25 protein-coding genes and 2 tRNA genes are annotated in these 26964 nt (G+C 58.9%); 18 read left to right on the forward strand and 9 right to left on the reverse strand.

Translation table 11 applies throughout. The features are described from left to right. Window positions 1-57: 57 nt before the first annotated feature. The 12 genes from ACM66T_RS08940 (at window position 58) to ACM66T_RS08995 (ending at window position 9844) form a co-directional block, all read left to right on the forward strand. Complete coding sequence (locus ACM66T_RS08940) at window positions 58-1086, forward strand: lactonase family protein (protein WP_416768377.1); 1029 nt, start codon at window positions 58-60, stop codon at window positions 1084-1086. A 214-nt stretch (window positions 1087-1300) separates the two neighbouring features. Continuing rightward, a tRNA-Glu gene (locus ACM66T_RS08945) sits at window positions 1301-1376 on the forward strand. Between the two features lie 71 nt (window positions 1377-1447). Continuing rightward, window positions 1448-1524, forward strand: a tRNA-Asp gene (locus ACM66T_RS08950). 634 nt (window positions 1525-2158) lie between these two features. Then, on the forward strand, window positions 2159-3592 hold the full coding sequence (sufB, locus tag ACM66T_RS08955) for a Fe-S cluster assembly protein SufB (protein ID WP_416768379.1): 1434 nt from the start codon (window positions 2159-2161) through the stop codon (window positions 3590-3592). Then, window positions 3589-4335 (forward strand): Fe-S cluster assembly ATPase SufC, encoded by a 747-nt coding sequence (sufC, locus tag ACM66T_RS08960; protein WP_416768380.1) that lies wholly within the window; start codon window positions 3589-3591, stop codon window positions 4333-4335. The genes sufB and sufC overlap by 4 nt, the downstream gene beginning before the upstream one ends. Next, window positions 4335-5504: a SufD family Fe-S cluster assembly protein gene (locus tag ACM66T_RS08965; RefSeq protein ID WP_416768382.1), complete on the forward strand. Its 1170-nt coding sequence runs from the start codon at window positions 4335-4337 to the stop codon at window positions 5502-5504. The genes sufC and ACM66T_RS08965 overlap by 1 nt, the downstream gene beginning before the upstream one ends. Further along, window positions 5501-5917 (forward strand): SufE family protein, encoded by a 417-nt coding sequence (locus tag ACM66T_RS08970; protein ID WP_416768384.1) that lies wholly within the window; start codon window positions 5501-5503, stop codon window positions 5915-5917. Before ACM66T_RS08965 ends, ACM66T_RS08970 begins: the two co-directional genes overlap by 4 nt. A 1-nt stretch (window position 5918) precedes the next feature. Beyond that, entirely contained in the window at window positions 5919-6248 is a 330-nt protein-coding gene (locus tag ACM66T_RS08975) for an iron-sulfur cluster assembly protein (protein WP_416768386.1), read from the forward strand. Window positions 6249-6285: 37 nt separating this feature from the next. Further along, complete coding sequence (locus ACM66T_RS08980; RefSeq protein ID WP_416768388.1) at window positions 6286-7119, forward strand: HAD-IIB family hydrolase; 834 nt, start codon at window positions 6286-6288, stop codon at window positions 7117-7119. Next, the gene (locus ACM66T_RS08985; RefSeq protein ID WP_416768390.1) at window positions 7112-8386 is read left to right on the forward strand and encodes a sugar MFS transporter; all 1275 of its coding nucleotides are present in this window, start codon (window positions 7112-7114) and stop codon (window positions 8384-8386) included. The genes ACM66T_RS08980 and ACM66T_RS08985 overlap by 8 nt, the downstream gene beginning before the upstream one ends. Beyond that, window positions 8379-9236, forward strand: coding sequence for a D-hexose-6-phosphate mutarotase (locus ACM66T_RS08990; RefSeq protein WP_416768392.1), 858 nt, complete (start codon window positions 8379-8381; stop codon window positions 9234-9236). The genes ACM66T_RS08985 and ACM66T_RS08990 overlap by 8 nt, the downstream gene beginning before the upstream one ends. After that, a complete protein-coding gene (locus tag ACM66T_RS08995) occupies window positions 9233-9844 on the forward strand; it encodes a fumarylacetoacetate hydrolase family protein (RefSeq protein WP_416768394.1) in 612 nt (203 codons plus the stop codon). Before ACM66T_RS08990 ends, ACM66T_RS08995 begins: the two co-directional genes overlap by 4 nt. Before the next feature lie 381 nt (window positions 9845-10225). Here the strand turns inward: ACM66T_RS08995 and ACM66T_RS09000 are convergent, their stop codons facing one another. The 4 genes from ACM66T_RS09000 to ACM66T_RS09015 are packed head-to-tail and all read right to left on the reverse strand — an operon-like array spanning window position 10226 to window position 14443. Further along, window positions 10226-11665 (reverse strand): SLC13 family permease, encoded by a 1440-nt coding sequence (locus tag ACM66T_RS09000; protein ID WP_416768397.1) that lies wholly within the window; start codon window positions 11663-11665, stop codon window positions 10226-10228. A gap of 25 nt (window positions 11666-11690) precedes the next feature. Then, window positions 11691-12356, reverse strand: a complete 666-nt coding sequence (murU, locus tag ACM66T_RS09005; protein ID WP_416768399.1) for an N-acetylmuramate alpha-1-phosphate uridylyltransferase MurU — start codon at window positions 12354-12356, stop codon at window positions 11691-11693. 34 nt (window positions 12357-12390) lie between these two features. Then, the gene (locus tag ACM66T_RS09010; protein ID WP_416768401.1) at window positions 12391-13359 is read right to left on the reverse strand and encodes an aminoglycoside phosphotransferase family protein; all 969 of its coding nucleotides are present in this window, start codon (window positions 13357-13359) and stop codon (window positions 12391-12393) included. Further along, window positions 13352-14443, reverse strand: coding sequence for an anhydro-N-acetylmuramic acid kinase (locus ACM66T_RS09015; RefSeq protein WP_416768403.1), 1092 nt, complete (start codon window positions 14441-14443; stop codon window positions 13352-13354). The genes ACM66T_RS09010 and ACM66T_RS09015 overlap by 8 nt, the downstream gene beginning before the upstream one ends. 343 nt (window positions 14444-14786) lie before the next feature. Between ACM66T_RS09015 and ACM66T_RS09020 the strand changes: the two genes are divergently transcribed. Further along, on the forward strand, window positions 14787-15641 hold the full coding sequence (locus ACM66T_RS09020) for a DUF808 domain-containing protein (protein ID WP_416768405.1): 855 nt from the start codon (window positions 14787-14789) through the stop codon (window positions 15639-15641). 407 nt (window positions 15642-16048) lie between these two features. After that, on the forward strand, window positions 16049-16408 hold the full coding sequence (locus ACM66T_RS09025) for a hypothetical protein (protein ID WP_231018562.1): 360 nt from the start codon (window positions 16049-16051) through the stop codon (window positions 16406-16408). Between the two features lie 62 nt (window positions 16409-16470). Here the strand turns inward: ACM66T_RS09025 and ACM66T_RS09030 are convergent, their stop codons facing one another. Next, the gene (locus tag ACM66T_RS09030) at window positions 16471-16770 is read right to left on the reverse strand and encodes a hypothetical protein (protein WP_231018563.1); all 300 of its coding nucleotides are present in this window, start codon (window positions 16768-16770) and stop codon (window positions 16471-16473) included. Window positions 16771-17142: 372 nt separating this feature from the next. Between ACM66T_RS09030 and ACM66T_RS09035 the strand changes: the two genes are divergently transcribed. Then, a complete protein-coding gene (locus ACM66T_RS09035; protein WP_231018564.1) occupies window positions 17143-19770 on the forward strand; it encodes a hypothetical protein in 2628 nt (875 codons plus the stop codon). A 104-nt stretch (window positions 19771-19874) separates the two neighbouring features. Here the strand turns inward: ACM66T_RS09035 and ACM66T_RS09040 are convergent, their stop codons facing one another. Together ACM66T_RS09040 and ACM66T_RS09045 are read right to left on the reverse strand one after the other, a co-directional pair. Continuing rightward, on the reverse strand, window positions 19875-21368 hold the full coding sequence (locus tag ACM66T_RS09040; protein WP_231018565.1) for a sodium:solute symporter: 1494 nt from the start codon (window positions 21366-21368) through the stop codon (window positions 19875-19877). Beyond that, entirely contained in the window at window positions 21368-23077 is a 1710-nt protein-coding gene (locus tag ACM66T_RS09045) for a glycoside hydrolase family 3 N-terminal domain-containing protein (RefSeq protein WP_416768408.1), read from the reverse strand. The genes ACM66T_RS09040 and ACM66T_RS09045 overlap by 1 nt, the downstream gene beginning before the upstream one ends. 109 nt (window positions 23078-23186) lie before the next feature. Here ACM66T_RS09045 and ACM66T_RS09050 point away from each other — a divergent pair, with 109 nt between their 5' ends. Next, window positions 23187-23492: a hypothetical protein gene (locus tag ACM66T_RS09050; protein WP_416768410.1), complete on the forward strand. Its 306-nt coding sequence runs from the start codon at window positions 23187-23189 to the stop codon at window positions 23490-23492. 18 nt (window positions 23493-23510) lie between these two features. Here the strand turns inward: ACM66T_RS09050 and ACM66T_RS09055 are convergent, their stop codons facing one another. Further along, window positions 23511-23720 carry a hypothetical protein gene (locus ACM66T_RS09055; protein ID WP_416768412.1) on the reverse strand — a complete coding sequence of 70 codons (210 nt, stop codon included), beginning with the start codon at window positions 23718-23720 and terminating at the stop codon, window positions 23511-23513. 69 nt (window positions 23721-23789) lie between these two features. Between ACM66T_RS09055 and ACM66T_RS09060 the strand changes: the two genes are divergently transcribed. Together ACM66T_RS09060 and ACM66T_RS09065 are read left to right on the forward strand one after the other, a co-directional pair. Further along, window positions 23790-24323 carry a YaeQ family protein gene (locus ACM66T_RS09060; protein ID WP_231018575.1) on the forward strand — a complete coding sequence of 178 codons (534 nt, stop codon included), beginning with the start codon at window positions 23790-23792 and terminating at the stop codon, window positions 24321-24323. After that, window positions 24314-25120, forward strand: coding sequence for a fructosamine kinase family protein (locus ACM66T_RS09065; protein ID WP_416768413.1), 807 nt, complete (start codon window positions 24314-24316; stop codon window positions 25118-25120). Before ACM66T_RS09060 ends, ACM66T_RS09065 begins: the two co-directional genes overlap by 10 nt. On the opposite strand, the gene ACM66T_RS09070 is transcribed toward ACM66T_RS09065, so the two are convergent. Continuing rightward, window positions 25088-26953, reverse strand: coding sequence for a pyruvate kinase (locus ACM66T_RS09070; protein ID WP_416768415.1), 1866 nt, complete (start codon window positions 26951-26953; stop codon window positions 25088-25090). The two genes, ACM66T_RS09065 and ACM66T_RS09070, sit on opposite strands and share 33 nt — an antisense overlap. Window positions 26954-26964 lie beyond the last annotated feature (11 nt).

A 26964-nucleotide genomic window follows, 5' to 3' on the forward strand; every position in this document is an offset into this window, starting at 1 on the left:
ATGGCTATGAAAAACGTCGGTTTAATAGGTCTGTCATTACTGGCAGCAGCATTAGTTATGTCCACGGGATGTGGCAGCAGCAGTTCAAGTGTTCCGAAATCAAAATACGTCATCACCGCCAATGCGGAAGATGATACCCTCTCCTCTTTCAGCCGTGATACGACAACGGGGGCGTTGACACCGGTTGCGGTGATGGCTGCGGGCTCCAACCCGACCGGCCTGGTGCAGCATCCAAACGGCAAATTCGTCTACTCGATGAACGTTGACGACTGGGACAACACGCTTTCAGCCAGTATCGATACCTGGGAGCTCAATGCAAGCGGTGCCCTGTCGCACCTTGCAAATACCAGAGTTGTGGGTATGGCCCTGAACGCCGTTATTTCACCAAACGGCAGATATCTCTACGTCACCGATCAGAATGACTATGAGTTGCATTCATTCAAGATCAATACGACCACGGGCGCATTGACGGAACAGCCCTTCTCACCGACATATGAGTATGAGGCGCACTCCATCGCCATGCACCCCTCCGGCAAGTTCTTCTATGTCGGGACGGAAAATAATCAAATCCATGGGCATGTCATCACGAATGACGGTAACTACACCGGCACGCCCAATACGCCCTATGCGGCTACAGGGGCCAACAACTGGCTGGCCATTACCCCGAACGGCGATTACCTCTATACGGTCGATGCCACCGGCAATGAAATCAAGGGCTTCAGTGTGAATGAGAAGACCGGCGAGATCACCCTCATGGCCGGTTTCCCGGTCACGACCACTGGCTCCGGTATGAAAAGCTGTGCCGTAACACCGAACGGTAAGTATTTTTATGTGACAACGAAATCCGATGCTTCCGTCAATGCGTACAACGTCGAATCAAACGGTTCGCTGACATACATCGACACCTATGCCTCCGGCGGCCATCCGAAATCTGTGGCCGTCGACTCCAAGAGTACCTCGCTTTACGTCGCAAATTACGACGATAATAATGTAAGTGCTTTCGAGATCGGCGCGACAGGTGCATTGACACCTATCAGCAAGTATGCCGTGGGAGTCGGACCGAAAATGTTGATCACGGCGCATTAAGCCGTCAACAACACGGTGTGTCGGTACATGCGCCGGCACATCCCCTTTCAAGACACTTCATCCTTTCATGCCTCTCGGCTTATCATCGTATTTTATCTTTTCGCTGCTCACAGGTAGACGCTATTTCCATACCAAAGACAAAGCGGCAATTTTCGATAAATTAATAACAGAATAGGTAACTTCGCAGTATAATCCTCCCCTGCTTTTGCACGATGACCCTTTCGTCTAGGGGCCAAGGACGCTGCCACTTCATGGTAGAGACGGAGGTTCAAATCCTTCAAGGGTCGCCATATGGGTGCTTTTAGATGCCCAAAAAGCTCTTTTTAAAGTTAGCGAAGTATACTTTCGCTCTACTTCATGTGCGGTGGTAGTTCAGCTGGTTAGAATACCTGCCTGTCACGCAGGGGGTCGCGGGTTCGAGTCCCGTCCACCGCGCCATGCTTTTACAATCAAAACACGTTTTATCCACCCATTTCCAACCGTTCCAATACACTCTCACCCGCTTCGCTATCAAGGTATCGCTCCGCTCTTTATTTATGACACCACCTTCGTGGTCTCACGCCGTTCGACAACACGCCGGTTTCAAAGCTAAAAACGTGAAGCAGTTCACGTTTTGTGACGCTTCTCACGTCCACCGCGCCATGCTTTTACAATCAAATCTCCTTTTATCAACCTATTTCCAACCCCTTCAGAACACACTGACTTTATTCCACCATAGCATCTCTGCCTGTTTTATTTTTTAAGAGTGATTTTGTCTTATTTACCCTATAGTGGCTGGATAGACACGAGGGCATCACCAAAATCCCTGTGCGGTCTCAGCATAGCAGAGAAAGTCATAATCAAGGCGACGCTTTGAAGACCTAGCCTTAGCTAAGTCGAAAAGTGGCAACGCTGAGTATGGCTTTTCACTGTTATGCCCTGCGGGAGAGCGTTTGAAGCACGATCTTTCTTCCGTTTTCATCTTGACTTAGCTTTTGGCTAGGCCTTCAATGAAAACAAAAAAAATCTCATGCTTCAAATGCTCTCTGAGCTCCACACAGGGACTTTGGTGATGCCCTTAAAAGGAGCCGCCATGGCACAGACTGAAGTAGACAAAATTCTTGCCAAAGATTACGAACTCGGCTTTACCGTCGATATCGAAGAAGACACCGTCCCCCCGGGGCTGAACGAAGACATTATCCGCTTCATCTCCGCCAAGAAGCAGGAGCCCGGGTGGATGACCGAACTGCGCATCAAGGCCCTGCACAAATGGGAAGGGATGGAAGAGCCCCACTGGGCCCATCTGCACTACACCTCCATCGACTACCAGGCCATCTCTTATTTTGCCGCCCCCAAAAAAGCCCCCAACAGCCTCGACGAGGTCGACCCGAAGATCCTTGAAGCCTACGACAAACTCGGCATCCCCCTCGAAGAGCAGAAGATGCTCCAGGGCATCGCCGTCGACGCGGTCTTCGACTCCGTCTCGGTCAAGACGACCTACGCCGACACCCTCCAGGAGCTCGGGATCATCTTCTGCTCCATCTCCGAGGCGATGCGCGACCACGCCGAGCTCGTCCAGGAGTATATGTTCTCCGTCGTCCCGATGACGGACAACTACTATGCCGCCCTCAACGCCGCCGTCTTCACGGACGGGACCTTCGTCTACGTTCCCAAAGGGGTCCGCTGCCCGATGGAGCTCTCCACCTACTTTCGCATCAATGCCCAGAACACGGGCCAGTTCGAGCGCACACTCATCATCGTCGACGAAGGCAGCTACGTCTCCTACAACGAAGGGTGTTCCGCCCCGCAGCGCGACGAGAACCAGCTCCACGCCGCCGTCGTAGAGCTGATCGCGAAAAAGGACGCGGAAATAAAGTACTCCACGATCCAGAACTGGTACCCCGGCGACAGCAAGGGCGAAGGGGGGATCTACAACTTCGTCACCAAGCGCGGCATCTGCGAAGGGGAAAATTCCAAGATCTCCTGGACCCAGGTCGAGACGGGCTCCTCGATCACCTGGAAATACCCCAGCTGCATTCTCAAGGGCGACAACAGCGTCGGCGAGTTCTACTCCGTCGCCGTCACGAGCCGCGCCCAGCAGGCGGACACCGGCACGAAGATGATCCACATCGGGAAAAACACCCGTTCGACCATCGTCTCCAAGGGGATCTCCGCCATGCACGGCCAGAACAGCTACCGCGGTCTGGTCAAAGTGGGGCCTAACGCAGCGGGGGCGCGCAACTTCAGCCAGTGCGACAGCCTCCTTATCGGCGGGGAGTGCGGGGCTCACACCTTCCCCTACCTCGAGTCGCAGGAGGCCTCGGCACAGATCGAGCACGAGGCGACAACAAGCAAGATCAGCGACGAGCAGCTCTTTTACCTCCGCTCGCGGGGTATCGGCGAAGAGGACGCCGTCTCCATGATCGTCCACGGCTTCTGCAAAGAGGTCTTCGCCCAGCTCCCCATGGAGTTCGCCGTCGAAGCCAAAGAGCTGCTCAATCTCACCCTGGAAGGAAGTGTCGGATGATGGAGATAAAAAACCTGCATGCCGCCATCGGCGGCAACACCATTCTCAAAGGCCTCAGCCTGACCCTGGAAAAAGGCAAAGTCCATGCCATCATGGGCCCCAACGGCGCGGGCAAATCGACCCTCTCCAAAGCCGTCGTCGGCCATTATGATGTCGACGTCACGGAGGGGGAAGTCATTTACAACGGGCAGAATGTCCTTGAACTGGAACCGGAGGAGCGGGCCCTGGAAGGGATCTTCCTCAGTTTCCAGAACCCCGTTGAAGTTCCCGGCGTCAACAACGCCTATTTCCTGCGGACCGCCCTCAACGCCAAGGAGCGCCACGAGGGAAAACCCGAGACGAACGCGGCGCAGTTTCTGCGGCTGATGCGCAGTCATGTTGAACAGCTGGGGATGAAACCCGACATGATCTCGCGCAATCTCAACGAAGGCTTCTCCGGCGGCGAGAAAAAACGCAACGAGATCCTGCAGATGGAGATCCTGCAACCCGACGTCATCCTCCTCGACGAGATCGACTCCGGCCTCGACATCGATGCGCTGAAAGCCGTCTCCGAGGGGATCAACCGAATGAAGAACGGGGAGCGCACCTTCCTCGTCATCACCCACTACAGCCGCATCCTCGACTACATCGACCCCGACTACATCCATGTCCTCCGGGACGGAAAAATCGTCAAAACGGGCGGTCCGGAACTGGTCAAGCGCCTCGAAGCCGAGGGCTACGGGGCGATCGCGGAGGATGCGTGATGGGTGCGCTGAGCCTTGACCTTGTCCGGGAGCACTCCCCCGGTCCGCTGTTCGAGCGGCTGAAGCAACTCGGGCTTCCCGGCAATAAAACGGAGCAGTACCGTCATTTTGCGGTCAAGCCCCTGCTTACCAGGGATTACACCCTCAAGACGGCCGCGGCGCACACCCCGAAAACCGGCGAACGCCTCGTCATCGAAGACGGGGTTGTCACCGAACTCCCGGCGGACTGCTCTGTCTCCTACCCCTCCGAATTGATGGCCGATCCGGACCACTACGACGCGCTCTATTTTCTCTCGCACCTGCTGGCGCCCGCCGTCATTGCACTGCATATTGATGAAAATGCGAGTTTTGAGCTCCGGCACATCGTCAGTGATGCCCGGACCCTTCTCCCCTACCGCCTCTCTGTCACCGTCGCGCCGGAAAAACATGCGGAGATCTTCGAGACCTTCGAGGGGGAAGGAAGCGCGGAGAGCCTCGTACTGTACGGCATCGACGCCGAGATCGGAAACGGTGCCGCCCTGCGGTGGATTAGGGACGAGCGCGGCACGGCGGAGGAGACGGCGCTGATCGGCACCCACCGCTTCCATCTCGCTGAAAACGGCCGACTGGAGCTGAAGACCTTCGACTTCGGCAGCGCCCAGGCCCTGCACCTCTACAAAATCGACCTGGAGGCCCATGCCCGCTGCGACGCCGGCCACCTGCTGATGGCGTCGGGCACGGCGCGCCGGGGCAACGTCGTGCATATCATCCATCACGCGCCCCATGCGACCTGCGTCCAGGAGGCGCGCAGCGTTCTGCGCGGGGCGGCCACCGGGATCTTCGACGGCCTCATCCGCGTCGACGCCAAGGCGCGCGACGCCGACGTGCGGCAGAACACCAAAGCCGTGCTCCTCTCCCCGCAGGCCTATATGTACGCCAAGCCGCAGCTGGAGATCTATACCGACGAACTCGAAGCCTCTCACGGAGCGACAATTGGCCAGCTCGATGAAGACGCGCTTTTCTACCTGCGTTCACGGGGGATCGCGGAGGAGGAGGCGCGCAGCATGCTCGTCCTCGCCTTTGCCGACGCCCTCATCGGCAGTGTCGGCGACAACGCCTATGCCGAACGCATCCGCGCCGATTTCCGGTCGGCCTATTTTACGGCACCCGCCGCAAAGGAGATACCATGACGATGGATGAACAGGTTCAACTCTACAAAGAGGACCTTGCCCTCCTCCCCGACAAAGACGCAAAGATGGAGTACATCCTCGATTTCGGCAAGGAGGCGGGGAAGCTTGACCCGCAGTACAAGACCGACGAGAACATCATCAAAGGCTGCTCCTCCCTGGCGTGGCTGCACAAAGCCTATGACAAGGGAAAGATCCTCCTTGAGGCCGAGGGGGACTCCATCATCGCCAAAGGAATGCTCGTGATGCTGCTGGGCATCTTCCACAATAGGACCCCCGACGAGATACTCGCCTTCGATCCGAACAAACTGAAAGAGATGGGGGTCATGGAGCTGCTCAGCCCCGTCCGCCAGCAGGGGCTCGAAGCCTTCCTGAACGTCATTTACGGGTACGCCATGGCCTGCAAAGGGGAGTGAGATGAACTTCGACGCCCTCAAAGAGAAGATCACCGAAAAGCTGCGCGGCATCTACGACCCGGAGATCCCCGTCAACATCTACGACCTAGGGCTTATCTACGGTATCGACTGCGCCAAAGAGAGCGGCGGGGCGACCAGGTGCGTCGTGACGATGACCCTCACCTCCGCCACCTGCCCCGTCTCCGAGAGCCTGATCGACCAGGTGCGCAACATCGGCTACCTCATCGACGACGAACCCGACCTCGTCGTTGAAGCCAACCTCGTCTTCGATCCCCCCTGGACGATGGAGAAGATGGGCGAGGAGGCGCGGCTGCAGCTGGGGATGCTGTAAGCCCGTTTCCAAGCGCACAAGTGCTACACTATGCCTTATGAATAGTCCCGTTTTTCTGACCGATCTTGACCACACCTTTCTGCGCTCCGACCAGAGCGTCAGCCCCTTCTCCCGCGACGTCTGGAACCGCATTGCCCGCCACACGTCCCTGACCGTCGCCACGGCCCGCAGTTTTTCCAAGTCGCACGATTTCCTCAGCGCCCTGCATCTCGAAGCGCCGATGATCCTGCTCGACGGCTCCATGGTCGTGATGCCGGACAAGACCCTCATCGACATCAAAACGGTCGGCAAAGAGATCGGGGACGAACTGATCGAGGCGGGACGCCGCTTTGACAACATCGAGCCCTTTGTCATCGGCCTCACCGACCGCGACCTCAACGAAGCGTTCCGCTACCCCGAAAAGGTCACGCCGATGCAGCGGCAGGTGCTTGAGAACTACCGGAGCGATCCCCGCCTGGAACGGTTGGGACGTATGGAGGCGATGGACGAAACCCTTAAGATCGTCTATATGGCCGAGGAGGCGCGCCTGCGGCCCCTCACGGAACACTTCAAGGCGCTCTTCGGCGATGCGCTGGAGTTCAAGCTCTCCCCGGAGAAGTATACGGGGGGCTACTACCTCACCATCCTGCACCCCCTCGGCGACAAGGCCCACGCCATGGCGAAGGTCGCCGAATACATGGAGCACGATACCGCCGACTTCACCGTCTTCGGCGACAGCCTCAACGACCTGGGAATGTTCGAACTCGCCGGGACCGCCTGCGCTGTGCAGAACGCCCTGGATGAGGTGAAAGCCGCCGCGGACATCGTGCTGCCCCACACCAACGACGAAGATGCCGTCGCACGCTACCTGCAGGAGGCCGCCCATGCCTGACAAAACCTCCACCCTCCTGCCCATGAGCATCCTCGGCCTGCTCTTTTTCATCTTCGGATTCGTCACCTGGCTCAACGGCTCGCTCATCCCCTTTCTCAAAATCATCTGCGACCTCACCGCCTTTGAAGCGCTCCTTGTCACCTTCGCCTTCTACATCGCCTATACGGTGATGGCCCTGCCGATGGCAATCGTGCTGCGCTACACCGGCTACAAGCAGGGGATGGCCCTGGGGCTCGGCATCATGGCCGCCGGGGCCCTCCTCTTCATCCCCGCGGCCCAGAGTGCGGACTACCGCCTCTTCCTTGGCGGTCTCTTTACCCTGGGCGCGGGCCTCACCCTGCTGCAGACGGCATCGAACCCCTACATCGTCCACATCGGACCCCACGAGAGCGCGGCGGCGCGTATCAGTATCATGGGGCTCATCAACAAGGGCGCCGGCGTCCTCGCCCCGCTGCTCTTCACCGCCCTCATCTTCGCCGACCTCACCGCCCCCGTTTCGGCCGACGCGACGCCGGAAGTGAAAGCGGCCCTGGCACAAAAGCTTGTCAGCCCCTACCTCTCCATGGCCTCCGCCCTCGCGCTGCTGGCGGTCTTTGTCCGTCTCGCGCCCCTGCCCAAGCTCCCCTTCGAAGCCGTCCCCGCCGCCCCGGGCGACTCCGTCTGGCGCCATCCGCACCTCCTGCTCGGCGCCGTCACCCTCTTTTTCTACGTCGGCATCGAGGTCATCGCGGGGGACACCATCGGCCTCTACGGCCAGTCGCTCGGCATCGAAAACGCGACGGCGCTCACCGCCTATACGATGGTCTTTATGGTGCTGGGCTACCTCATCGGCGTGACGACGATCCCCAGGTTCATCTCCCAGGAGAAGGCGCTGCGCTACACTGCCCTGGCCGGTCTCGTCTTTACGGCCGGGATCCTCTGGAGCAGCGAACAGAGCCACACGGTCGCGTCGATCCTCTGGGGCTGGAGCGGCATCGGCACGCTGCCCGACAGCCTCACCTTCGTCGCCCTGCTGGGGCTCGCCAACGCCCTTGTCTGGCCCGCCGTCTGGCCCCTGGCACTCAGGGACCTCGGTCCCCTGACGGCCAAGGGGAGCGCCTTGCTCATCATGGGCATCGCCGGCGGCGCCCTGCTGCCGCTGCTCTTCGGCCAGATCGGGGAGATGGGCGGCACCCTGCGCCACGGCTATGCCCTGGGCTTCGTCTGTTACGCCTTTATCTTCTACTACGCCCTCACCGGCCACAGCATAAGGAGAACCCATGCATAAGCTTGTCACATCGGAAAACGGCCTGGAAATCCTCGAGATCATCAACACCGAAGCCACGGCCAAGATAGCCCTGCAGGGGGCGCACCTTTTCGAATACGCCCGCCACGGCCAGCCCGAAATGCTCTGGCTGAGCCCGACGGCCCGTTTCGAGCCGGGACGGGCCATCCGCGGCGGCGTCCCCGTCTGCTGGCCCTGGTTCGGCTCGGACCCCGACATCCCCGACTGGCCCCAGCACGGTTTCGCCCGCGCCGTCCTGTGGCGGTTGGAGAGCGTCGAGGAGGCGGAGGAGAGCGCGACCGTCGTTACCCTGAAGCTCGACGACACGATGCTCGAACAGCACGAGCGCCGCTGGTTTCCCTACCTCTTCGAACTGACGATGCGCATCACCATCGGCGAGCAGCTTGAACTCGCCCTTACGACAAAGAACCTGGGGGAAGAACCCTTCGAGATCACCGAGGCGCTGCACACCTACTTCAGCCTCGGCAATATCGCCGCCGCCAGCATCGTCGGGCTGGAGGGGGTCACCTACGCCGACGCCCTGGACGGGTTTGCCAAGAAATCCTCCGGCGCCCCCATCGGGATCACCCGGGAGACCGACCGCGTCTACCTCGATACTGAGGACACAGTCATCCTTCTCGACGAGCGTCTGGGACGCACGGTCATCGTCGGCAAAAGCGGCAGCAGCTCCACCGTCGTCTGGAACCCCTGGATCGACAAAGCGGCGCGCATGGAGGATTTTGCCGACGACGGCTACAACACGATGGTCTGCATCGAAACGGCCAACGCCCTCTCCAACACCGTCACCGTCGCCCCGGGCGAAGCCCACACGATCACCCAGAGCGTCAAGTGAGGGCGGTCATTTTCGACGGCCGCGAGGTCTCGCCGTCCAAAGTCGTCTGCATCGGCCGCAACTACGTCGAACACATCGAGGAGCTCGGCAACGAGATCCCCGAGCAGATGGTCGTCTTCAACAAACCAAACTCCGCCGTCACCGACACCCTCCGCTACGTCGAGCCGACCTGCCGCTTCGAGGGGGAAATCTGTTTTCTCATTGAAAAGGGGGAGATCGCGGGCATTGGTTTCGGCCTTGACCTCACAAAAGCGGGTATCCAGAACCGTTTGAAAGAGAAGGGGCTGCCCTGGGAACGGGCGAAGGGGTTTGACGGTTCTGCGGTTCTGAGCGACTTCGTCCCTTTTCACGAATCGATGGAATCGCTGCGGATGACCCTGCACGTGGAGGGCAAACTGCAGCAGTACGCCGGCTACGGCCTTATGATGTACAAACCCTCCGTCATGCTCGAAGAGATCAAATCGTTTATGACATTGGAGGACGGTGACATCATCATGAGTGGAACGCCAAAGGGAGTCAGTACCTACGAGGCCGGGCAGACCTTCGTAGGGCGGGTCTACTCGGATGAGCTCCTGCTCATCGAACAGACCTGGGTCGTCCAGGGCTAAATAACGTCATTAGTAGGCAATAACACCGCTTACATGCTATAGATTTTCTACTTCATGTAATGGTGCTATATATGCGATTAGAACATCCAGTAAAAAGAGAATAGAAAAAGACCCGAAAGTAGCAAAAAGGAAAGAATAATATATTTCTTGCAGGAAGCCCGCCAAAATAAAAAACAAGAAAATATATAAAAAGTAATGATAGAACAGTGCAAAAAAGTAGAAGTAGGTATTTAGTTTATAGACTCTGTCCCCATTTGTATGAACTAGTGAGTTCTTCCTTCCCCATGTAATGAGGACTATTCTTAATAGATTTAAGAAGTTTCTCTTGTAGGATATCGTTTCACTGTTCATTTTAACTCCACAGAACTGTTGCTTTCGTCATTAAAGCATGGAAACCAAATAGATCCACCCTAGGATCACCAGAGGCCCAATCACCCCGGAAACAATTCCCATCAGCCAGAAATCCCGGCTTTTCAGTGCCCCCGACGCGAAGACGATGGCGTTGGGCGGCGTCGAGACCGGCAGCGCCATCGCCAGCGAGGCGCTCAGTGCGACGGTGACGACGGCGAGCATCGGACTGCTGTTGCCGATGACGACGGCGACGGCCGTCACCAGCGGCAGCAGAATGTTCGCCGCGGCCGTATTGCTCATAAAGTTCGACAGCAGCACGACGAGGTAGGCGAAGATCGGAACGAGCAGGAGCAGCGGCAGCGTCTGTTCGGCAAAGAGCGTCGCGATCCAGTCATCCAACCCGCTGCTGCTCACGGCACTCCCCAGGGAAAGGCCACCAATGATGAGGATGATGACGTCCCAGTGCAGCGCCCGGATATCCTCCGCTTCCAGGATACCCAGCATCGTGAAGATGACGATGGGCAGGAAGGAGACGACCGTGGTCGGGATGTGGTGCAGTGGCCCCGTCAGCCAGAGCATTATTGTCAGTGAAAAGGTGAGGACGACGGCACTCTTCTTCCAGCTGGGTACGCTCGGCACCGTCGCATGCACATGGCTGGTGTCGTCGGTGTGATCAACCCCGTGCAGCGGGCCGAGGTCGATCGTCGGTTCGCTGGAGGGGTAGCGCCACAGCAGCAGAAAACGTAACGAGATGACCAGCAGCACTGCCGGCGGCAGCGCCAGCGCCATCCAACCGACAAAGCTGGGGGCCTCCGTGCCCAGCAGCCCTACGGCGATGGCGTTGGGCGGCGTCCCGATGATGGTCCCCATCCCCCCGATATTGGCGGCCATCGTGACGGCGAGCATCAGCCCCTTTCTATAGGGATTGTCCGGCCGCATCGTGGCGAGCATGGGAAAGAGGATCGAGACGATCAGCGCGGCGGTTGCGGTATTTGAGATGAACATCGACATCGTGAAGGTCACCAGGACCATCCCGCTCATGATGTGCTCGGGGCGGTTGCCTACCAGAAAAAGGACCCGTTTGGCGATCCAGATGTCCAGGCGGGTCTTCGACGCCGCGCTGGCCATGATGAAGCCGGCCAGGAAGAGGAAAACAAGGGGGCTGGCCCATGGCGAGAGGAAGGCTTCCCACTCCCCGCCGGGAACGAGGCCGAGCAGCACGATCTCCAGCGCGATAATGAGGAAGGAGACGGCAAAGGCGGGAATCGCCTCGCTCAGCCAGAGCCCGGCGGCGAAGATGAGAATGAAGAAGGTCGCCCGTCCTTCGCTTCCCAGCCCTTCGTACTCGGGGAGGTAGGCCGCCAGAAGCGCCACGATCAGCGAGACGGCGAAGCGAATAAGGCGGTCAGCCCGGTTCTCGACGCCCCCGAGGTTGGCGAACTTCCGGATGCCTTGCCGCGTGTCGATCATCTTCTACTCCCCCTCATCGCTGCGTTCAGCCCTCTTCGTTCAGTTCGGCCAGCCGCTCCGGCGTCCCGATGTCCCGCCACTCTCCCTCGTAGAGTTCTGCCGAGACGAGGTTCCCGGCCATCTTCGTACAGTAGGTGATCTTCAGAGGCTTGTTGCCGTACGTCAGTCCCCAGAAGAATTTCGGCGCATAGTAGCCGATGCCCGAAAAGGTGTAGTTCTCTTCATCCTCGTCGCAGGCGGCGCGCCCCTCCTCGATGGCGAAGTCGCCTTCGGGGTTGTGCTCGGGGTTGGGCACGAGGATAAGGTGCCCCAGCGATGCGGGCAGTTCGAACGACGTGTCGAAGGGGAAGTCCGTCCAGACGTCGCCGCTGATGATGAGAAACGTCTCGTCTCCCAGCATCCCCAGCGCCTTGACGATGCCCCCTATCACGCCCAGAGGCTCCTCGTGCTGCTCATCGGAGTAGAAAATCTCCACCCCCCACTTTGACCCGTCGCCCAGCGCTTCGGGGATCATGTAGCCCAGGTAGGCGATGTTGATCACGATCCGTTTGAACCCCGCCGCCGCGAGGCGTTCGATGTGGTGCACAATGAGCGGTTTGCCCCGGACTTCGAGCAGGGGCTTCGGGATCGTTTCGGTGAGCGGGCGCATCCGCTCGCCCTTGCCTGCCGCCAAAATCATCGCTGTATCCATTCATTTTCTCCTTTTTTTAGACGTATGGTTTCTATTACGCTTCACCCTTCGCCGGAAGCGGCGGCAGTGTCACCCGCTCAAGCAGCGCCGCGAGCGGCTTTGTCTCTTCATAGCGGTTCGCCGCCTCGATGGTGTAGCGCAACGTCAGCGGCAGGTCGCCGAGGTAGCCCGGTTTGCCGTCGCGCAGCCAGAGGCGCGCAAAGATGCCCAGCACCTTGATGTGGCGCTGCAGCCCCATGAAGTCGAACCACTTCAGGAAAGTCGCGTCGTCAGCGACGATGCCCGCCCTGTCCCGGAAGCGCAGCGCCAGCGCCGCCATCTCTTCGGGCTCGAAACGGATGTAGAGGTCCTTGAGCAGGGAGACGAGGTCGTAGGTCACGGCCCCCTTCATGGCGTCCTGGTAGTCGATGACCCCCGTTTCGTCCGAGGGTGTCACCATGATGTTGCGCGAATGAAAATCGCGGTGGACGAAGACGCCCTGCGGCTGCGACAGCACCGTCTCCGAGATCGTGTCCAGCACCTCCGCGAGCATCCGCTCCTCCTCTTCGCTGAGGGTCATCCCGAGGTATTTTTCCAGGAACCAGGTCTTCATCAGGTCCATCTCAAAGTGCAAAAAGGGCTTGTCGTAGAGCGGCAGCCCCTCCGCATCCGCCGCCTGCATCTTGACGATCTCGTCGATGGCGCTGCTGTAGTAGGAGTCGAAGTTCGCCTCGTTCAGGACATTGAGCAGGGAGCGTGAGCCGAAATCCTCCAGGACGAGGAAGCCCTCCGCCCTGTCTTCCAGGTAGACCTGCGGCGCCTTGACGTCGACGCCGAGCAGCCTCCCCGTCACATCGAGGAAAGGCGCAAGCGACTCCTTCTCCAGCGAAGCGTCCATGACAATGAGCTTCTCCCTCCCCCGGCGCAGCCGGAAATAGCGCCGGAAACTGGCGTCGGCACTGGCGACTTCCACCTCCCAGTCGCGGTAGGGCGTCTTTGCCAGCCACGCTTTTACTTTATGCATATATCCCCCCGAGGATCGTATTTTGCGACGCGCCCGTCACGCTGGAGAGCTCGACGGCCTCTTCATTCATGCGCTTTTGAGCCAGCCAGGCGAAGGCCATCGCCTCCATCCATTCGCCGGGAATCCCGTATTCGTCCGTGCGGACAACCTCGACGCCCTCCAGCAGCGAGGCGATCCGCCCCCGCAGGTAGACGTTCTCCGCCCCGCCGCCGCAGAGCAGCAGTCTCGACGGGGCGTATTTCACGGCCTCCTGCGCAATGCTGCGCGCCGTCAGCTCCGTCAGGGTCGCCAGGAAGGCGTCGCTGCGCATCCCCTCTTTGACAAAGCGCTCCGCCCACGCGGCGTTGAAATACTCCCGCCCTGTGCTTTTGGGTGCCGGGCGCGCAAAATAGGGGTCGGAGAGCATCGCGCCCAGCACGCCTTCGTCTACTTCCCCCCGCTGTGCGATGGTGCCGTTTTCATCGTAGGCGCAGCCGAACTTCTCCGCGCACCAGCCGTCCATCAGCACGTTGCCCGGCCCCGTATCGTACCCCAGCAACTCACTGCCGATGACGGTAATATTCGCCATGCCGCCGATATTGACGACGAGGGTGCGCCCTTCGAGCTTTTCGAAAAGGAAGCGGTGAAACGCCGGGGCAAAAGGCGCGCCCTGCCCCCCGAACGCCATATCTTTCCGGCGGAAATCCGCGACGGTCCGGATGCCGGTCCGGGCACAGACGATATTGGGGTCCCCCAGCTGCATCGTAAAGGGGTTGGGGCCGGAGGGGCGGTGCCAGAGCGTCTGGCCGTGCAGGCCTATTGCCTCGATCCGGCCGGTGTCCAGGTGATGCTCGCGGATGAGCGCTTCCACGGCGTCGGCAAAGAGCAGGCCCAGCCGGTGATCCAGCTCCCCTATCTCCTCCAGCGTCGTGCTGCCGCCAATGACGCGGAGCAGGTCCGCACGCAGTTGCGCGTCAAAGGGGTAGGCCAGCGACGCCGCCAGCTCGATGCCCTCCCCGTCCACGGGACAGAGCACGACGTCCACCCCGTCCAGGCTCGTTCCCGACATGACACCGATATAACACTGTTTCGAATCAAAGCTCATTTTCATTCCTACCGATATGGTACTATATGCAACTTTATCCAGGGCACGACCATGCCCAAAGGGCAATTCTAATAACCCTGTACGGATCTCAGAGTGTTTTTGAAGTGTAAGATTTTTTTTGTTTTCGTCGCAGGCCTAGCCATAGCTAAGTCAAGATGGAAACGGAGAAAATATTGTGCTTCAAAACCACTCCCGCAGGGCGCCACAGAGAACAGCTATACTCAGCGTTGCCGCTTTTTGACTTAGCTTTGGCCAGGCCTTCAAAGCAGCGCCTTGATTCTAACTGTTCTCTGTGACGCTGAGACCGTACAGGGTTATTAGAATTGCCCTCCAGGAGGTACGCATGACCGGAGGCTTCTTCGCCATTCTCGACGATATCGCGGCGCTGCTCGACGACACGGCCGTCATGAGCAAGGTCGCGGCCAAAAAAGTGGGCGGCGTGCTGGGCGACGACCTCGCCGTCAACGCCGAGCAGGCCTCCGGCCACGCCAGTTCGCGTGAACTGCCCGTGCTCTGGGCCATTACCAAGGGCTCTTTCCGCAACAAGGCGATCATCCTCCCCGTCGCCTTCCTGCTCAGCGCCTTCGCCCCCTGGGCGATCGTGCCCATCCTGATGCTGGGTGCTGCCTACCTCAGCTACGAGGGGGCGGAAAAAGTACTGGAATACCTGCGGCCGGGTCATCATGGGGAAGAGCAAAAAGGCGCCGTAGATGAAGCCGCCAAGATCACATCGGCCATCCGCACCGACTTCATCCTCTCTATCGAGATCATCGTCATCGCCCTGGGCGTCGTCGCCGGGGAAGCGCTGACGACCCAGATCCTCGTCGTCACCCTGATCGCGCTGCTGGCGACCGTGGGGGTCTACGGCATCGTTGCGCTGATGGTACGCATGGACGACATGGGCTTCGCCCTGGTCGGTTTCAGCCAGACGCGCACGGGTACGAAAGCCGTAGTGCTGAAACGTACCGGCCTGCTGCTCGTGCAGGCAATGCCGAAACTCATCAAGGCGCTGGGCTACATCGGCACCGTGGCGATGCTGCTGGTGGGCGGCGGCATCTTCGTCCACCACTTAGAGTGGCTACACCACGCCCTCGCATTCCTGCCCTCCGTCCTGCCCGAACTCGTAAGCGGCCTGGCTGCCGGGCTATTCCTTGTCACTGTTGTCTCGGCGTCGAAGCTTTTAACGCACCGGGAATGATCGCGCCTTTCAAAATAAAAACACAAAATGTGTTTTTATTGCTTTTTTCGACAAATCAATCTCATTTTCGTTCATTTAACGCGTTTTTCGTCATTAAACACATATGAAAATTTTTCTTTCCAGGCAGCTTTACACCCAATTTTCATGGTAATAATGTAATTTTTTTCAAAATGAAAACACATTTTTTATGTTAATTAATAATGCTATACAAGATTAAAATGCTAGTATGTTCGTTGAATAAATAGTTATCCGCTCGCTACGCGACCGGATAACGGGGGCGCGGGCTGAACACCCGCTGGTCATCTGTCGCATAGCGCCAGATAACAAGCGGATGCACCGATCACCCTCCAGAAAATTGAAATTTTCCGCAGGGCGTCGGTGACCCGCGCCCCCGTTAGGCAAATGAAATGAACACTATAGGAACATGGAACTGGTGGCGATCAAAGCGACGAGATTACAACCGTTGGTTAGTCTTTGCTGGTCTATCTGCATTCATGGCCTATGCTTTACTAATATTCTCTTTCCCAAAAGTAATACCGGATGCGGAAGTTACGGCATTTACAATACTGTTCCAAGGAGTAGGATATTTAATTGCCATAGCGTTGGCAAATGTATTTTTCTTTCTCGGGCCCATCAGTGAGCGATTATTAAAGCCAGTTGATCCGGAACATTTTAGGAAAATTACATATGGAATTGGAAAGTGGCTTTCCGTAGCGTTGCCATTTAGCATTCCAGCCATCGTACTCTATGAAATAGTGAACAAATAAGATGCCTAACAAACCAAAAGAGACCAATCAAAAACCCGCGGGCGGCTTTTTGATTGCTTATTTTAAACGTTGCTCGTTTTTCCACCCAACTGCATCATAACAAACGCCACCGCTGTCCCCCCGACAAGCTGATCGGCCAAAGAGAACGCCCCACCAAAGCAGTAGGGCTGCAAAAGCAACACTGTGACAAAACCGCCGCCCAGGGCCCACGGCACCGCCTGGGCGCTTCCGCGTTTTGTAAAGAGCGCCGAGGCGTAGACGCCCAGCAGGCCGGCATAGGCGAAGCTCATGACCCCCAGCGCGAAACTGACCAGCGGCAGGTCCGTCGCACGCTGCCAGTAGTAGCTCACGACGGCCATCATTGTCAGCACGAGTGCAAAGAGCAGTACGGCCTGGCTTTCCTCCCTTCCCTCCTGCCCGAACTCGCAAGTGGCCTCGTCGCCGGGATGCCGCCGGTGGCAATTATGATAGCCTGGGAGCGTTTAGTACAACGGCAGTGACCCTTGCGGACAAACAGAATTAGGAAAAAGCTTCTGACAGAGTAATTCACAAAAATTTAAAAATATTAATATATTTTTTTTGTTTAATAACAAACATGATCATTCACTGCTAAGGTATCCGGAAAAAAATAGTCAGTGCTATTAAACAAAAAAGGTTTCGCTATGGCCATTAGAATAGAGGCTCCATTTATTCATTACGCAACACATCAGAGTTGCACTTTCAATCAATAAATCATGCTCATTCAGATACGATACGCGCTCGCGGCACTTGTCGCCGTCTCCCTGACTTCCTGTGCCACTGGCCCATCCCCATCCGCTTCTGCCGGGGCCAAGCCCACCCAAAAATCCGCACCGCCAAAAACAGCCGGCGACCTGGACCCGATGTACCGGCCACTCGGGGATGTCGATCTTTCGCAATACAAGAGCGCCGGTAACGGCCTGCTGCTGGTTGCCCGAAAGGGCGACTACGATATCCTGCTGACCAAACCCGGGTACCCCTATGAATTGCCTGCAATGGGCTGGTCCGGCATCAACTACCACAAAGCCACACGAAACGTATCACAGTTCAGCGGATACATGATGCGCGCAAGAAATAAGGGGAATAATCCACTTCCCTACATCGGGCGCCAGGTATTCGTAGATATTGACGGCGTCGCGGAGTCCTACTACGGATCATTTGCTTGGAACAGCTTCAAGCAGTGCCTGTTTTGCAGCCGCGACACCATTGTAGAGTTTGTCGAGGGTATTCCCGAGGTTCGGGACACGGACGGCAAGGTACTTAGAATGCCGTACAAGATCAACCGCTATTGGGAATATTGGTATCAATTCAACAGTGGCAACTACGTATGGCATTACGTTACCAATAGCGAACAAACTTCCCGCAAAATCCAGCTAAGACCGGCTAGCCATGACCAAAAACCGGTCTACACCGAGGTCTCCGGTCTGCCCCAGTACGAATTCGTGCTGCCGCATCCAGAGCAGGTCGCTGCCAATTTTCCCAGCACTGACCGTGCGCTGTTCACACGTACCTACTCGCTGGGCGACCTGCTCCGGCAAAAAAAAATCAATCCTGACAACCTGCTCCTGAAGCCGTTTAGCCCAACCTCGCTGAGGGACAACTTCAATAAATCCAAGATTCACAAGTATGATCATGCCTGGATTTCACACGGGCAGTCGGCGTTCGTCTCCAGCCCGATGACCGGGAAAACCTACCTGCAGCCGTACCAAAAGCCGCCGGTGCTGACACTGCCTTCATTGAAAGAGATCGTCATGAACGGCAAGCTCTCCGTCAACCGTCAGTGCATGGGAAAAACGGATGGCATGGTAGTACTCACGGGCCAGTGTGACCCCGCGTCGCCGGTGTTCCCACTGACCGTGATGACGCAGATCTCCACCAACCAGTTTGTCGTTAACGTGTGGTCGGACATCAATCGCCGCAGCAGCTACCTGCTGACCGGCGGCCAGTTCCCAAAACAAAACTTCTACCGCTGGAACATCGATGCCTTTATGGTGAACACAACTGTTGATCCCGACACCACACTTGCCGCCCTAGAGACGGGTGACGACCCCTTTTCGGAAAAAATGATCGCCTTTGCCAACCAAAACCAGGACCGTCAGGTCTGCGACAAGATGGCCACGGCGGTCAGCAACGCCGAAAAAGCCCTGCACTTCGACCCGGATATCGAGGAGCGTCTCGCGAAATACGAGCACTACTACAAGATGGATTGGGCTGACATGGGCAAGGCCATCTCAAATATCGACAGAAACCCCAAGCACACGCCGGTCACCGATTTCGAGGAGTTCGTCTGGGACGATCTGGTCAGTATGAGAACGGACATCGACCAACGTCTCAATGTCCTCAACCGCTACAAGGATGTCAACAATAGCGTATGCCAACCGGATCCTCAACGTATGACCCAACTGGTAACGGCGCTCACGAGCTTCAAAGCAGATCTTAGGGCCTCTATGAAACAGTTGGACGACACCTACTACGATCAAGCCGTTGAGCGCAAAAAAGAGATCTACTATTGGGCCAACCGGCTGGAAGAGGCCAAGAAACAGGCGGCAATGGCACAGTTTATGGACAAGCTTCATGCCTCACTGAATGCCGATCTGGCGGCAAAACAGGCGGAACGCCGTTCGATGACGCGCAGCATACTCGAGAGTCGCCGCGCCGTCAAGGCCCAAATCGCGGATGTCAAGGCACGCAATGCCGCTTATTTTGCCAACCATAAACCGGCCGTGAGTGCACCGAGCGCGGTGACCATCGCCCCGGTCACGATGCCGTCGTACTCGCTCGACACTACCGCGGATTCAAAGGTCTACCTTGGTGGCTTGACATCGAATCGTCTCAGTTTCCAAGACGCTATCGCTCAGTCAAAGATCAAAACCGCACAGCTAAAGCAAACGACTACGGGCACGGCTCCAAACGCGACCGCTGCAACACCGTCCGCAGAGTCGGCCCCTGAGGCAAAACCTTCCAGAGATGCTCCCGGAGGTGCTGCGATCTGTGTCGCTGTGAGCCGCAATGCCAGCAATAACATGACAGACCTTGGCTACTACTACGCCTATGATCAGCACTCTACGCCACTCAAGACCGACAGAGTGGCTCGCCAGAAATATGCCGCCGAACACAACGGCACCCCAAGCTGTAAACACAATGACGAAGACGAGGTCGGCGCATTGGTCGTGGTCGTATGGGACGGCAAGGACTATACCGGTGCCGCAAGCCGAACCTACGGCATGGGCTTCGGTCTATCAACCGGTGCCGCGGAAATGGATGCCGTCAATAATCTGTCCAATCGCAACTGGAGCTGGAAACCATCAATGGGCTACCGCGTTGTGTTCGCCAAGCAGTATTGAGCGGACGTAACAGTCTACTATGAAGAAAACTTTCAACTCGTCCCGTCAACCCTGAGGATGAGTTGCAAAATGACCCAATAGAAAAAAATTAATTTGTCATTGGACTAGCCGACTGCTTTTTCCTCTGTCCCCAACTGCATAATCACAAATGCCACCGCCGTCCCCCCGACAAGCTGATCGGCCAGGGAAAATGCCCCTCCGAAACAGTAGGGTTGCAAGAGAAGGACCGTGACAAAACCGCCGCCAAGGGCCCACGGTACCGCCCGAGCACTGCCGCGTTTCGTAAAGAGTGCCGAGGCGTAGACGCCCAGCAGCCCGGCGTAGGCGAAGCTCATGACCCCCAGCGCGAAACTCACCAAAGGCAGGTCCGTGGCCCGCTGCCAGTAGTAGCTCACGACGGCCATCATTGTCAGCACGAGCGCGAAGAGCAGTACGGCCGCACGGGCGGCGGCGACGTAGTGGCTTTCTGCCGTCACGCCCCGCGCCGTCTTCCAGGGGCGGTAAATGTCTTCCACGGCCACCGAGGCCATCGCCGCGAGCACCGAGTTTGTCGAGGAGAGCGCGGCGGCGATCGCCCCCACCGTCACGAAGCCGCGTAACCCGGCGGGCATTTCATTGAGAATGTAGGTCATGAAAATCGTGATCTTCTCTCCGCCGAACTCCTGCACGGCGCCGCCGCCGATGCCGGAGAGTTCCGGGTGGTTGTAAAAGAGGTAGAGCAGCAGCCCGATGGCGAGGAAAAGAAGCACGACGGGAATCGTCATGACGATGGAGACGACCAGCGCCCGGGAGCCGTCGCGCCCGTTCTTGCAGGCCAGCACGCGCTGCGTCATATCCTGGTCCAGGCCGTAGGCCGCGATGTTGAGCAGCAGCCAGCCGCCCAGCAGGCTCCAGATGCCGAAGTTCCCGGCCGTGTCGATGAGGGTCAGTTTCCCCTCGGCATTCAAAACGTCGTACATCGTCCCGAAGTCCGTCTGCAGCGTGCTGTAGAGGTAGATCAGCACGGCCACCCCCGCCCCGATGTAGGTCACCGCCTGGATGACGTCGCTGTAGATGACCGACTTCACCCCGCCGAAGTAGGTATAGGCCAGCGCCCCCAGCACGAGCATGAGGATGGCGGCAAAGAGGTGCAGCGGCGCGATGTCGGCGAAGACGATCATCGAAACGGCCAGCGCCCCGATGTAGAGGCGCGCGCCGCTGGCGAGGACCCGCCCGACAAGGAACATGACGCCCGCTTCGCGTTTGGCCGTCGCGCCGTAGCGCCGCTCCAGCAGTTCGTAGACGGTGACGGCGCGGATGGCGTAGAAGCGCGGCACGAGCACCTTGGCAATGAAGAGCACGGCCAGCAGTGCCGAGACGTAGAAACCGACAAAGGTGAGGTTGCTGCGATAGGCGTACTCCGGGCCGCCCAGAAAGGTCGCCGCCGACTGCGAGGTCGCCAGTACGGAGGCGGCGGCGGCGAGCATCGGGACGCTGTTGCCGCCGACGAAGTAGTCGCGCGATGAACGGATGTTCACGCGGGAAAAAAGCCACGAACTGAAGGCGAGGATGGCAAAATAGCCGCCGAAGACGGTCCAGTCGAGGGGGGAGAATCCCATCAGCGCGCTTCCGGCGGGGCTTTCAGGTGCAGGTCACTGACGGCGCTGCGCACTTTACGCATAAAGGCGTCGCCCGGGTCGCTTTTTTCCGTGCGGTACCCCTTGTCAAGCTCCCGCCACAGCGGGGTCGCTTCCATTTGGCGGTACTCATGGTGGCCTATAAGGTACTCAATGTGCGGGTACTTCCCGGCGAGGTAGCGCACCAGCGCAATGTTCGCGCGCAGCTGCGCCGGGGTGAGGTCCTCTTTGGCGTTGTCCTCCCCGCCGACGTTCTCGATGCCGATGCTCTCAAAATTCAGCCCGATAACGTGGCGCGCCATCGTGTTCTCGGGCATCAGGCGGTAGATCGTGCCGTCCCGGTCGACGAGGAACTGCGAGGAGACGTTGAGCGCACCTGCGGTCGCGATGTCGCCGCGGCTTCCGGGCAGCAGCTCCGGCTGCAGGCGCGTAAAGGAGGACTCCAGCCCCATATCGGCCGTCCAGTGCAGCACGATCACTTTCGGATCGATCGTAATGTCACTCACGTCCATGCCGTAGTGCTCTTTAATGTACTGCTTCGTCAGGGCGATGCGCTGCGGCCCGAAAGCGATGGGCTTGTCGACGATTTTCGGCGCGCCGATGCCGTAGGTGTCGTAAAGCGCGTTGATACGGCGGTTCGACTCGGCGATCCGTTCGCGGGAGATCCGCCCCGCTTTCACCTCGGCGTAGATCGTCTCGACGATCCGGCCGAGCATATTGCTGCCGAGCTGGTTCGCGAAGAGCAGCATGTCCACCCCGCCGTTGATGGCGAGGCGCACCGTCTCTTCAAGACTGTAATGTTCCGAGATCGCCTTCATCTGCAGGTCGTCGCTGACGATGACCCCCTTGAAGCCCAGCTCGCCGCGTAGCAGCCCCGTGTTGATCTTGTGCGAGAGCGTCGCCGGGTAGTCGGGGTCGAGCCGGCGGTTGAAGACGTGGGCCGTCATGATCATGTCGGCTTTGCCCTCACCGATCAGGCGGCGGTAGGGTTCGAGCTCTTCGGGCGTCCACGTTTCGCTGACGTCCACGAAACCCTTGTGGGAATCCCCCAGGGAGGAACCGTGGCCGGGGAAGTGCTTCAGCACCCCGACGACATTCTTCGCCCGCAGGGCGTCGAGCATGATCCCGGCGTACCGCGTCACCTTCTCCGGCGACTTGCCGTAGGAGCGTTTCAGCCCGACGATCACCGTGTTGTCGGGATTGACGGCCAGGTCGACGTCGGGGGCGAAGTCCGTATTGATCCCGGCGTTGGCAAGGGTCGATGCCAGCTGTGCGTACACCTGCTGCGCGTACGCCGGGTCGTCCCGCTTTCCAACCGCTTCTGCCGACGGAACGACGGGAAAGCCATAGGCGTGTTTCAGGCGCGCGACCCGGCCGCCCTCCTGGTCCACGGAGACGAGCAGCGGGGCGGTGGCAAAGGCCTGCAGCTGGGCCGTCAGCGCCGCGAGCTGGCGGGGTGAACGGATGTTCTTCGTCCGCTTCAGGTCCGGGTAGCCGAGGTCAAAGAGGATCACGCCGCCCGGTTTGTACTGCCGCAGTTCCCGCACGAAAGGGTCCGAGGCGTCGAGCGTTTCGGCATCAAAACCGACAATGAGCATCCGCCCGATCTTCGCTTTGAGGTCGGCATCGGAAATCTCCGTCGCACAGAGAAGAAACAGGGGAAGAAAAAATAAAAGTGTAAGTATCCGCATGCCTCGCATTGTACACACTCATTTTGGATAATGCGTTTAATGAAACAGCACTACCAATGGCGGCGGAAATAGTGTACAATAGTTATAACCCACTGAAAGGAGCGATACCATGTCCGCACATAAAAAAGAAGAAGAGACCATCGAAGAGAGTCAGAAAACCCTCGAGGGCTACCGCGCCGAGATCGAGGCGCTGAAAGAGAAAGCGACTCATTACAGTGCCGAAGTCAAAGCCGAATTCGACAAACGCCTGGAGGAACTGGAGAAGATGTACGGTGAAATGCAGGAGCGTTACGCCGCCTTCAAGGACAAAACGGAAGCCAAATGGGACGAAACAAAAGCCTTTGTCGTCCTGACCAACAAGGCCCTGGCCCACTCCTACCACTATTTCCTTTCCCACTACAAGAAAAAAGGGTAAGCGTGTGCCGGGGAGGCGCTAGAAGAACTTAGCATCCTCCATCTCGTCACGCAGGCCTTTGCGCTTACGCGTCTCTTCTCGCCGCTCGACGGCAGCGTTGGAGGGGTTTTCCGGGTTGGAAAAAACGGCCTTGCCGTAAAGCACGCACCCTTTGTCGCCCGGATCGCAGGCTTTTTTCAATAGATCGCACAGCTCGCCACGCTGATGCGAACAGGTCCATCCGCCCATCGTCTTTCCTTCGTTTTTTACCATTATAGCGTTTGCAGGCGGGTATAATGCCACGAAAAAGGTTCTCGCATGGCGCTGGGCGCAACGATCTACAAAGTATCCCTTTCCATCTCCGATCTCGACCGCCACTTCTATCACGACTTCGACCTGACCGTCGCCCGCCACCCCTCCGAAACGGAAGAGCGGATGATGATGCGCCTGGCCGCCTTCGCCTTTCATGCCGACGAACGGCTCGCCTTTACCAAGGGGATCGTCCAGGAGGACGAACCCGACCTCTGGAACAGGGACTATGACGGCACCATCCGTCTCTGGATCGACCTGGGACAGCCCGACGAAAAGCGCATACGCAAGGCGTGCGGCCGCGCCGAAGAGGTGATCATCTACACCTATTCGCGCCGGGCGGCCGACGCGTGGTGGCGCCAGAACGGTTCGAAACTGGCGCGTTTCGGCAACCTTCAGGTGATCCAGCTCGATGCGCAGGGCGACGCCGTGGCCATGGCAGAACGGAGTATGCAACTCCAGGCGCTGATCCAGGACGGCGAACTGCTTCTGAGCGACGACCGGGATCGGCAGCTTAAAATCACGAGGGAGTCATGGGCGTAAGAACAATCCGTCTCGGCAGCAACTCCATTGCGACCATCGACCTGGAAACGGCCGAAGACGGCACGCAGCGGATCGTCAAATCCTCCGAAGACCCCTTCGCCCTGGAGGCCGAGGCGACGATGCTCGAACACCTCCGGCCCCACCTGCGCGTGCCAAAGGTGTTCGAGCAAAGCGCAGGGCGCCTGGTCATGGAGTACATCCCCAACGACGCCGCCTGCAACGGCGCCTGCGAAGAGGAGATCGCCGACGCCCTGGCCCGCCTGCACAGTATCCCCGCCCAGGGTGTCTTCGGGTTCGGCTCCGATACGACTATTGGCCCCTTCCGCCAGCGCAACCGGCCGCGGATACGCTGGGTCGATTTCTACCGGGAGATGCGGGTGCTCGACTTCGCCGCCAAAGCCTTCGACGAGGGGCAGATCGACAAGAGCCTTCTACAGCGCATCGAGAAACTGGCCGCGGATTTCGAGCAGTTCCTGGACGAGCCCGAACACTCCTCTTTGCTGCACGGCGACGTCTGGGGCGGCAACGTCCTGACCCGTGACAACCGCCTGGCCGCCTTTATCGACCCGGCCTGCTACTACGGCCACTTTGAGATGGAGCTCGCTTTTATCGGGATGTTTCAGACGTTCGGCGAAGCGTTCTACGCGCGTTACCGCACTCATCGCCCCATCCCCGAGGGCTTTTTCGAGCACAGGGCCGACCTCTACCGTCTCTACCCCTATCTTGTACATGTCCGCGCCTTCGGCGGCGGCTACCTGGCGGGTTTAGAGGCCATCCTCCGGCGCGTCGGCTACTGACCAGAGCGCCTCTTTGCGCAGGAGCTGCCGGTTTTTCCGGAAGCTTTGGTGGACCTGTTCCAGGATGCGCAGCAGCGCCCCCGCCGTCCCGATCGCAAAGGGGCCTTTGTTGAGCATGACGCACTCCGCCCGTCCCGCCATCGCCGCGTCGGTGATCTCGGCGCGGCTGGGGAGGTTGTTCTTCATCTGGCTCTCGAGCACCTGCGTCGCCCAGATCACGGGGAGGTGCGCCGCGCTGCAAAGATCGAGCAGGCTCTCCTGGATCGTGGCGAGGCTCTCGAAGCCGGTTTCGATTGCCAGGTCCCCCCGGGCAATCATCACCCCGCTGCGCTCCCACAGCAGCAGCTGTTCCAGGATACGCGGCATCCGGTAGACGGCGTGCCGGGTCTCGATCTTGGGCACGATGCCGATATGGCCGCACGCCTCCGCCTGCAGGAGCGCCTGCAGATCGGCGACGTCCCGGTCCGTCTGACAGAAGGAGAGTCCGAACATATCGGCATAATGTTTGACGGCGCGCAGATTCTCCCGGTCTGCCGGGGTCAGGGCCGGGATGTTCAAATAGGTATCGGGCAGGTTGATCCCCTTCTCCTCCTTGAGCAGCGTCCCCCCCGGTTTCGCCTGGGTCACCCGGCAGAGCACGCCGTCCGCTTCGACTTCGTGCACCGAGAGGCCGATCTTGCCGTCATCGATGTAGACCCGGTCGCCCGGAAGGACGTAGGAGGTGAAGGCCGGCAGCGTACAGGAGATCTGCGCCGGTACGACCGTCTTGCCCGTCTCGTCTTTCAAAGCGGCGCACCCTTCCGTATCCGTCGCGGTAATGCGCAACGTGTCCCCCGCAAAAAGCCGGATGCGTTCGGGCTGGACGACACAACCCCGCACGTACCCCTTCCGGCCGCCTACTGCCACCATGCAGCTTTCGTCGACGGCGACCTTCTTGCTGATGACACCCGTTGCCCCCTCCCCGTCGCGCTGCATGATCTTCACCTTGGCGTGCCGGCCGTTGATGTCCATCACTTTCAGTACACCGCCCGCCTCCAACGTGTCGAAGAGACGCCGTTCCAGTGCGAGCTGCCCCGGGATCCTCGCACGGGTATTGGGGTCGGTACGCTCGGAGATGGTCTGTGCAGGCAAGGGCCGGATCATAATCGTCTTTTCGCGCTTGTTGCTGCCGAGGACAATGGGAAGCTTCAGCCGCCGGATCCGCCCGGTCCGTATCTTCGGCCCCGCCAGGTCGACAAAGATCTTCAACCTCTCCTCCGCGGGCCGCGTTTCGTTCAGCGCCAGGATGACATCGGCCATCCCCTGCCAGACGGCGGGATCGTCGTGCGCGGTATTGATGCGAAAGATATTGACCCCGGCTGCCGAGAGTCCACGAATCAGTTCCCCGCCGTTACGGGCCGCGTCGGAGGGGAGCGTCACCATGACCGCCGTCGTCTGCTCCGCCGCGTCCGCAGCGCCTTTCCCGCCAAAGAGGGCCCGGCTGTTCTGCGCGATCATCTCCTGGGCCGCGGCGATGCCGAGGTGGTGGAACGCCGCCGTCTCCTCCGGGGAGATCTCCCCCCGTCCCAGCGACGAGGAGAGCTGGTCGTAGAGGGTATCGACACTGGCGGCGACGTGGGCATAGGAGCGCCCAAGCGAGGAGAGCGAGAGCAGAAAAAGCTTCTCCTGCAGCTCCGTCCAGTCTTTTGAACGGAGGATAAGATATTGCCTGAGGTTGAGAAGGCTCCGGTAGTGCGGGTGGTTCCGGTCGGTCCCGTGACGGGCCGCGAGCAGGTCGCTCCGAAGCTCTTCGAAGATATCGAGAGCCGATTGCATCAAAGTTCTGTCCAGCATACCGATATCTT

Source organism: Sulfurimonas sp. ST-25 (assembly GCF_048079205.1).
In the GTDB taxonomy this organism is placed as follows: Bacteria; Campylobacterota; Campylobacteria; order Campylobacterales; family Sulfurimonadaceae; genus Thiomicrolovo; species Thiomicrolovo sulfuroxydans.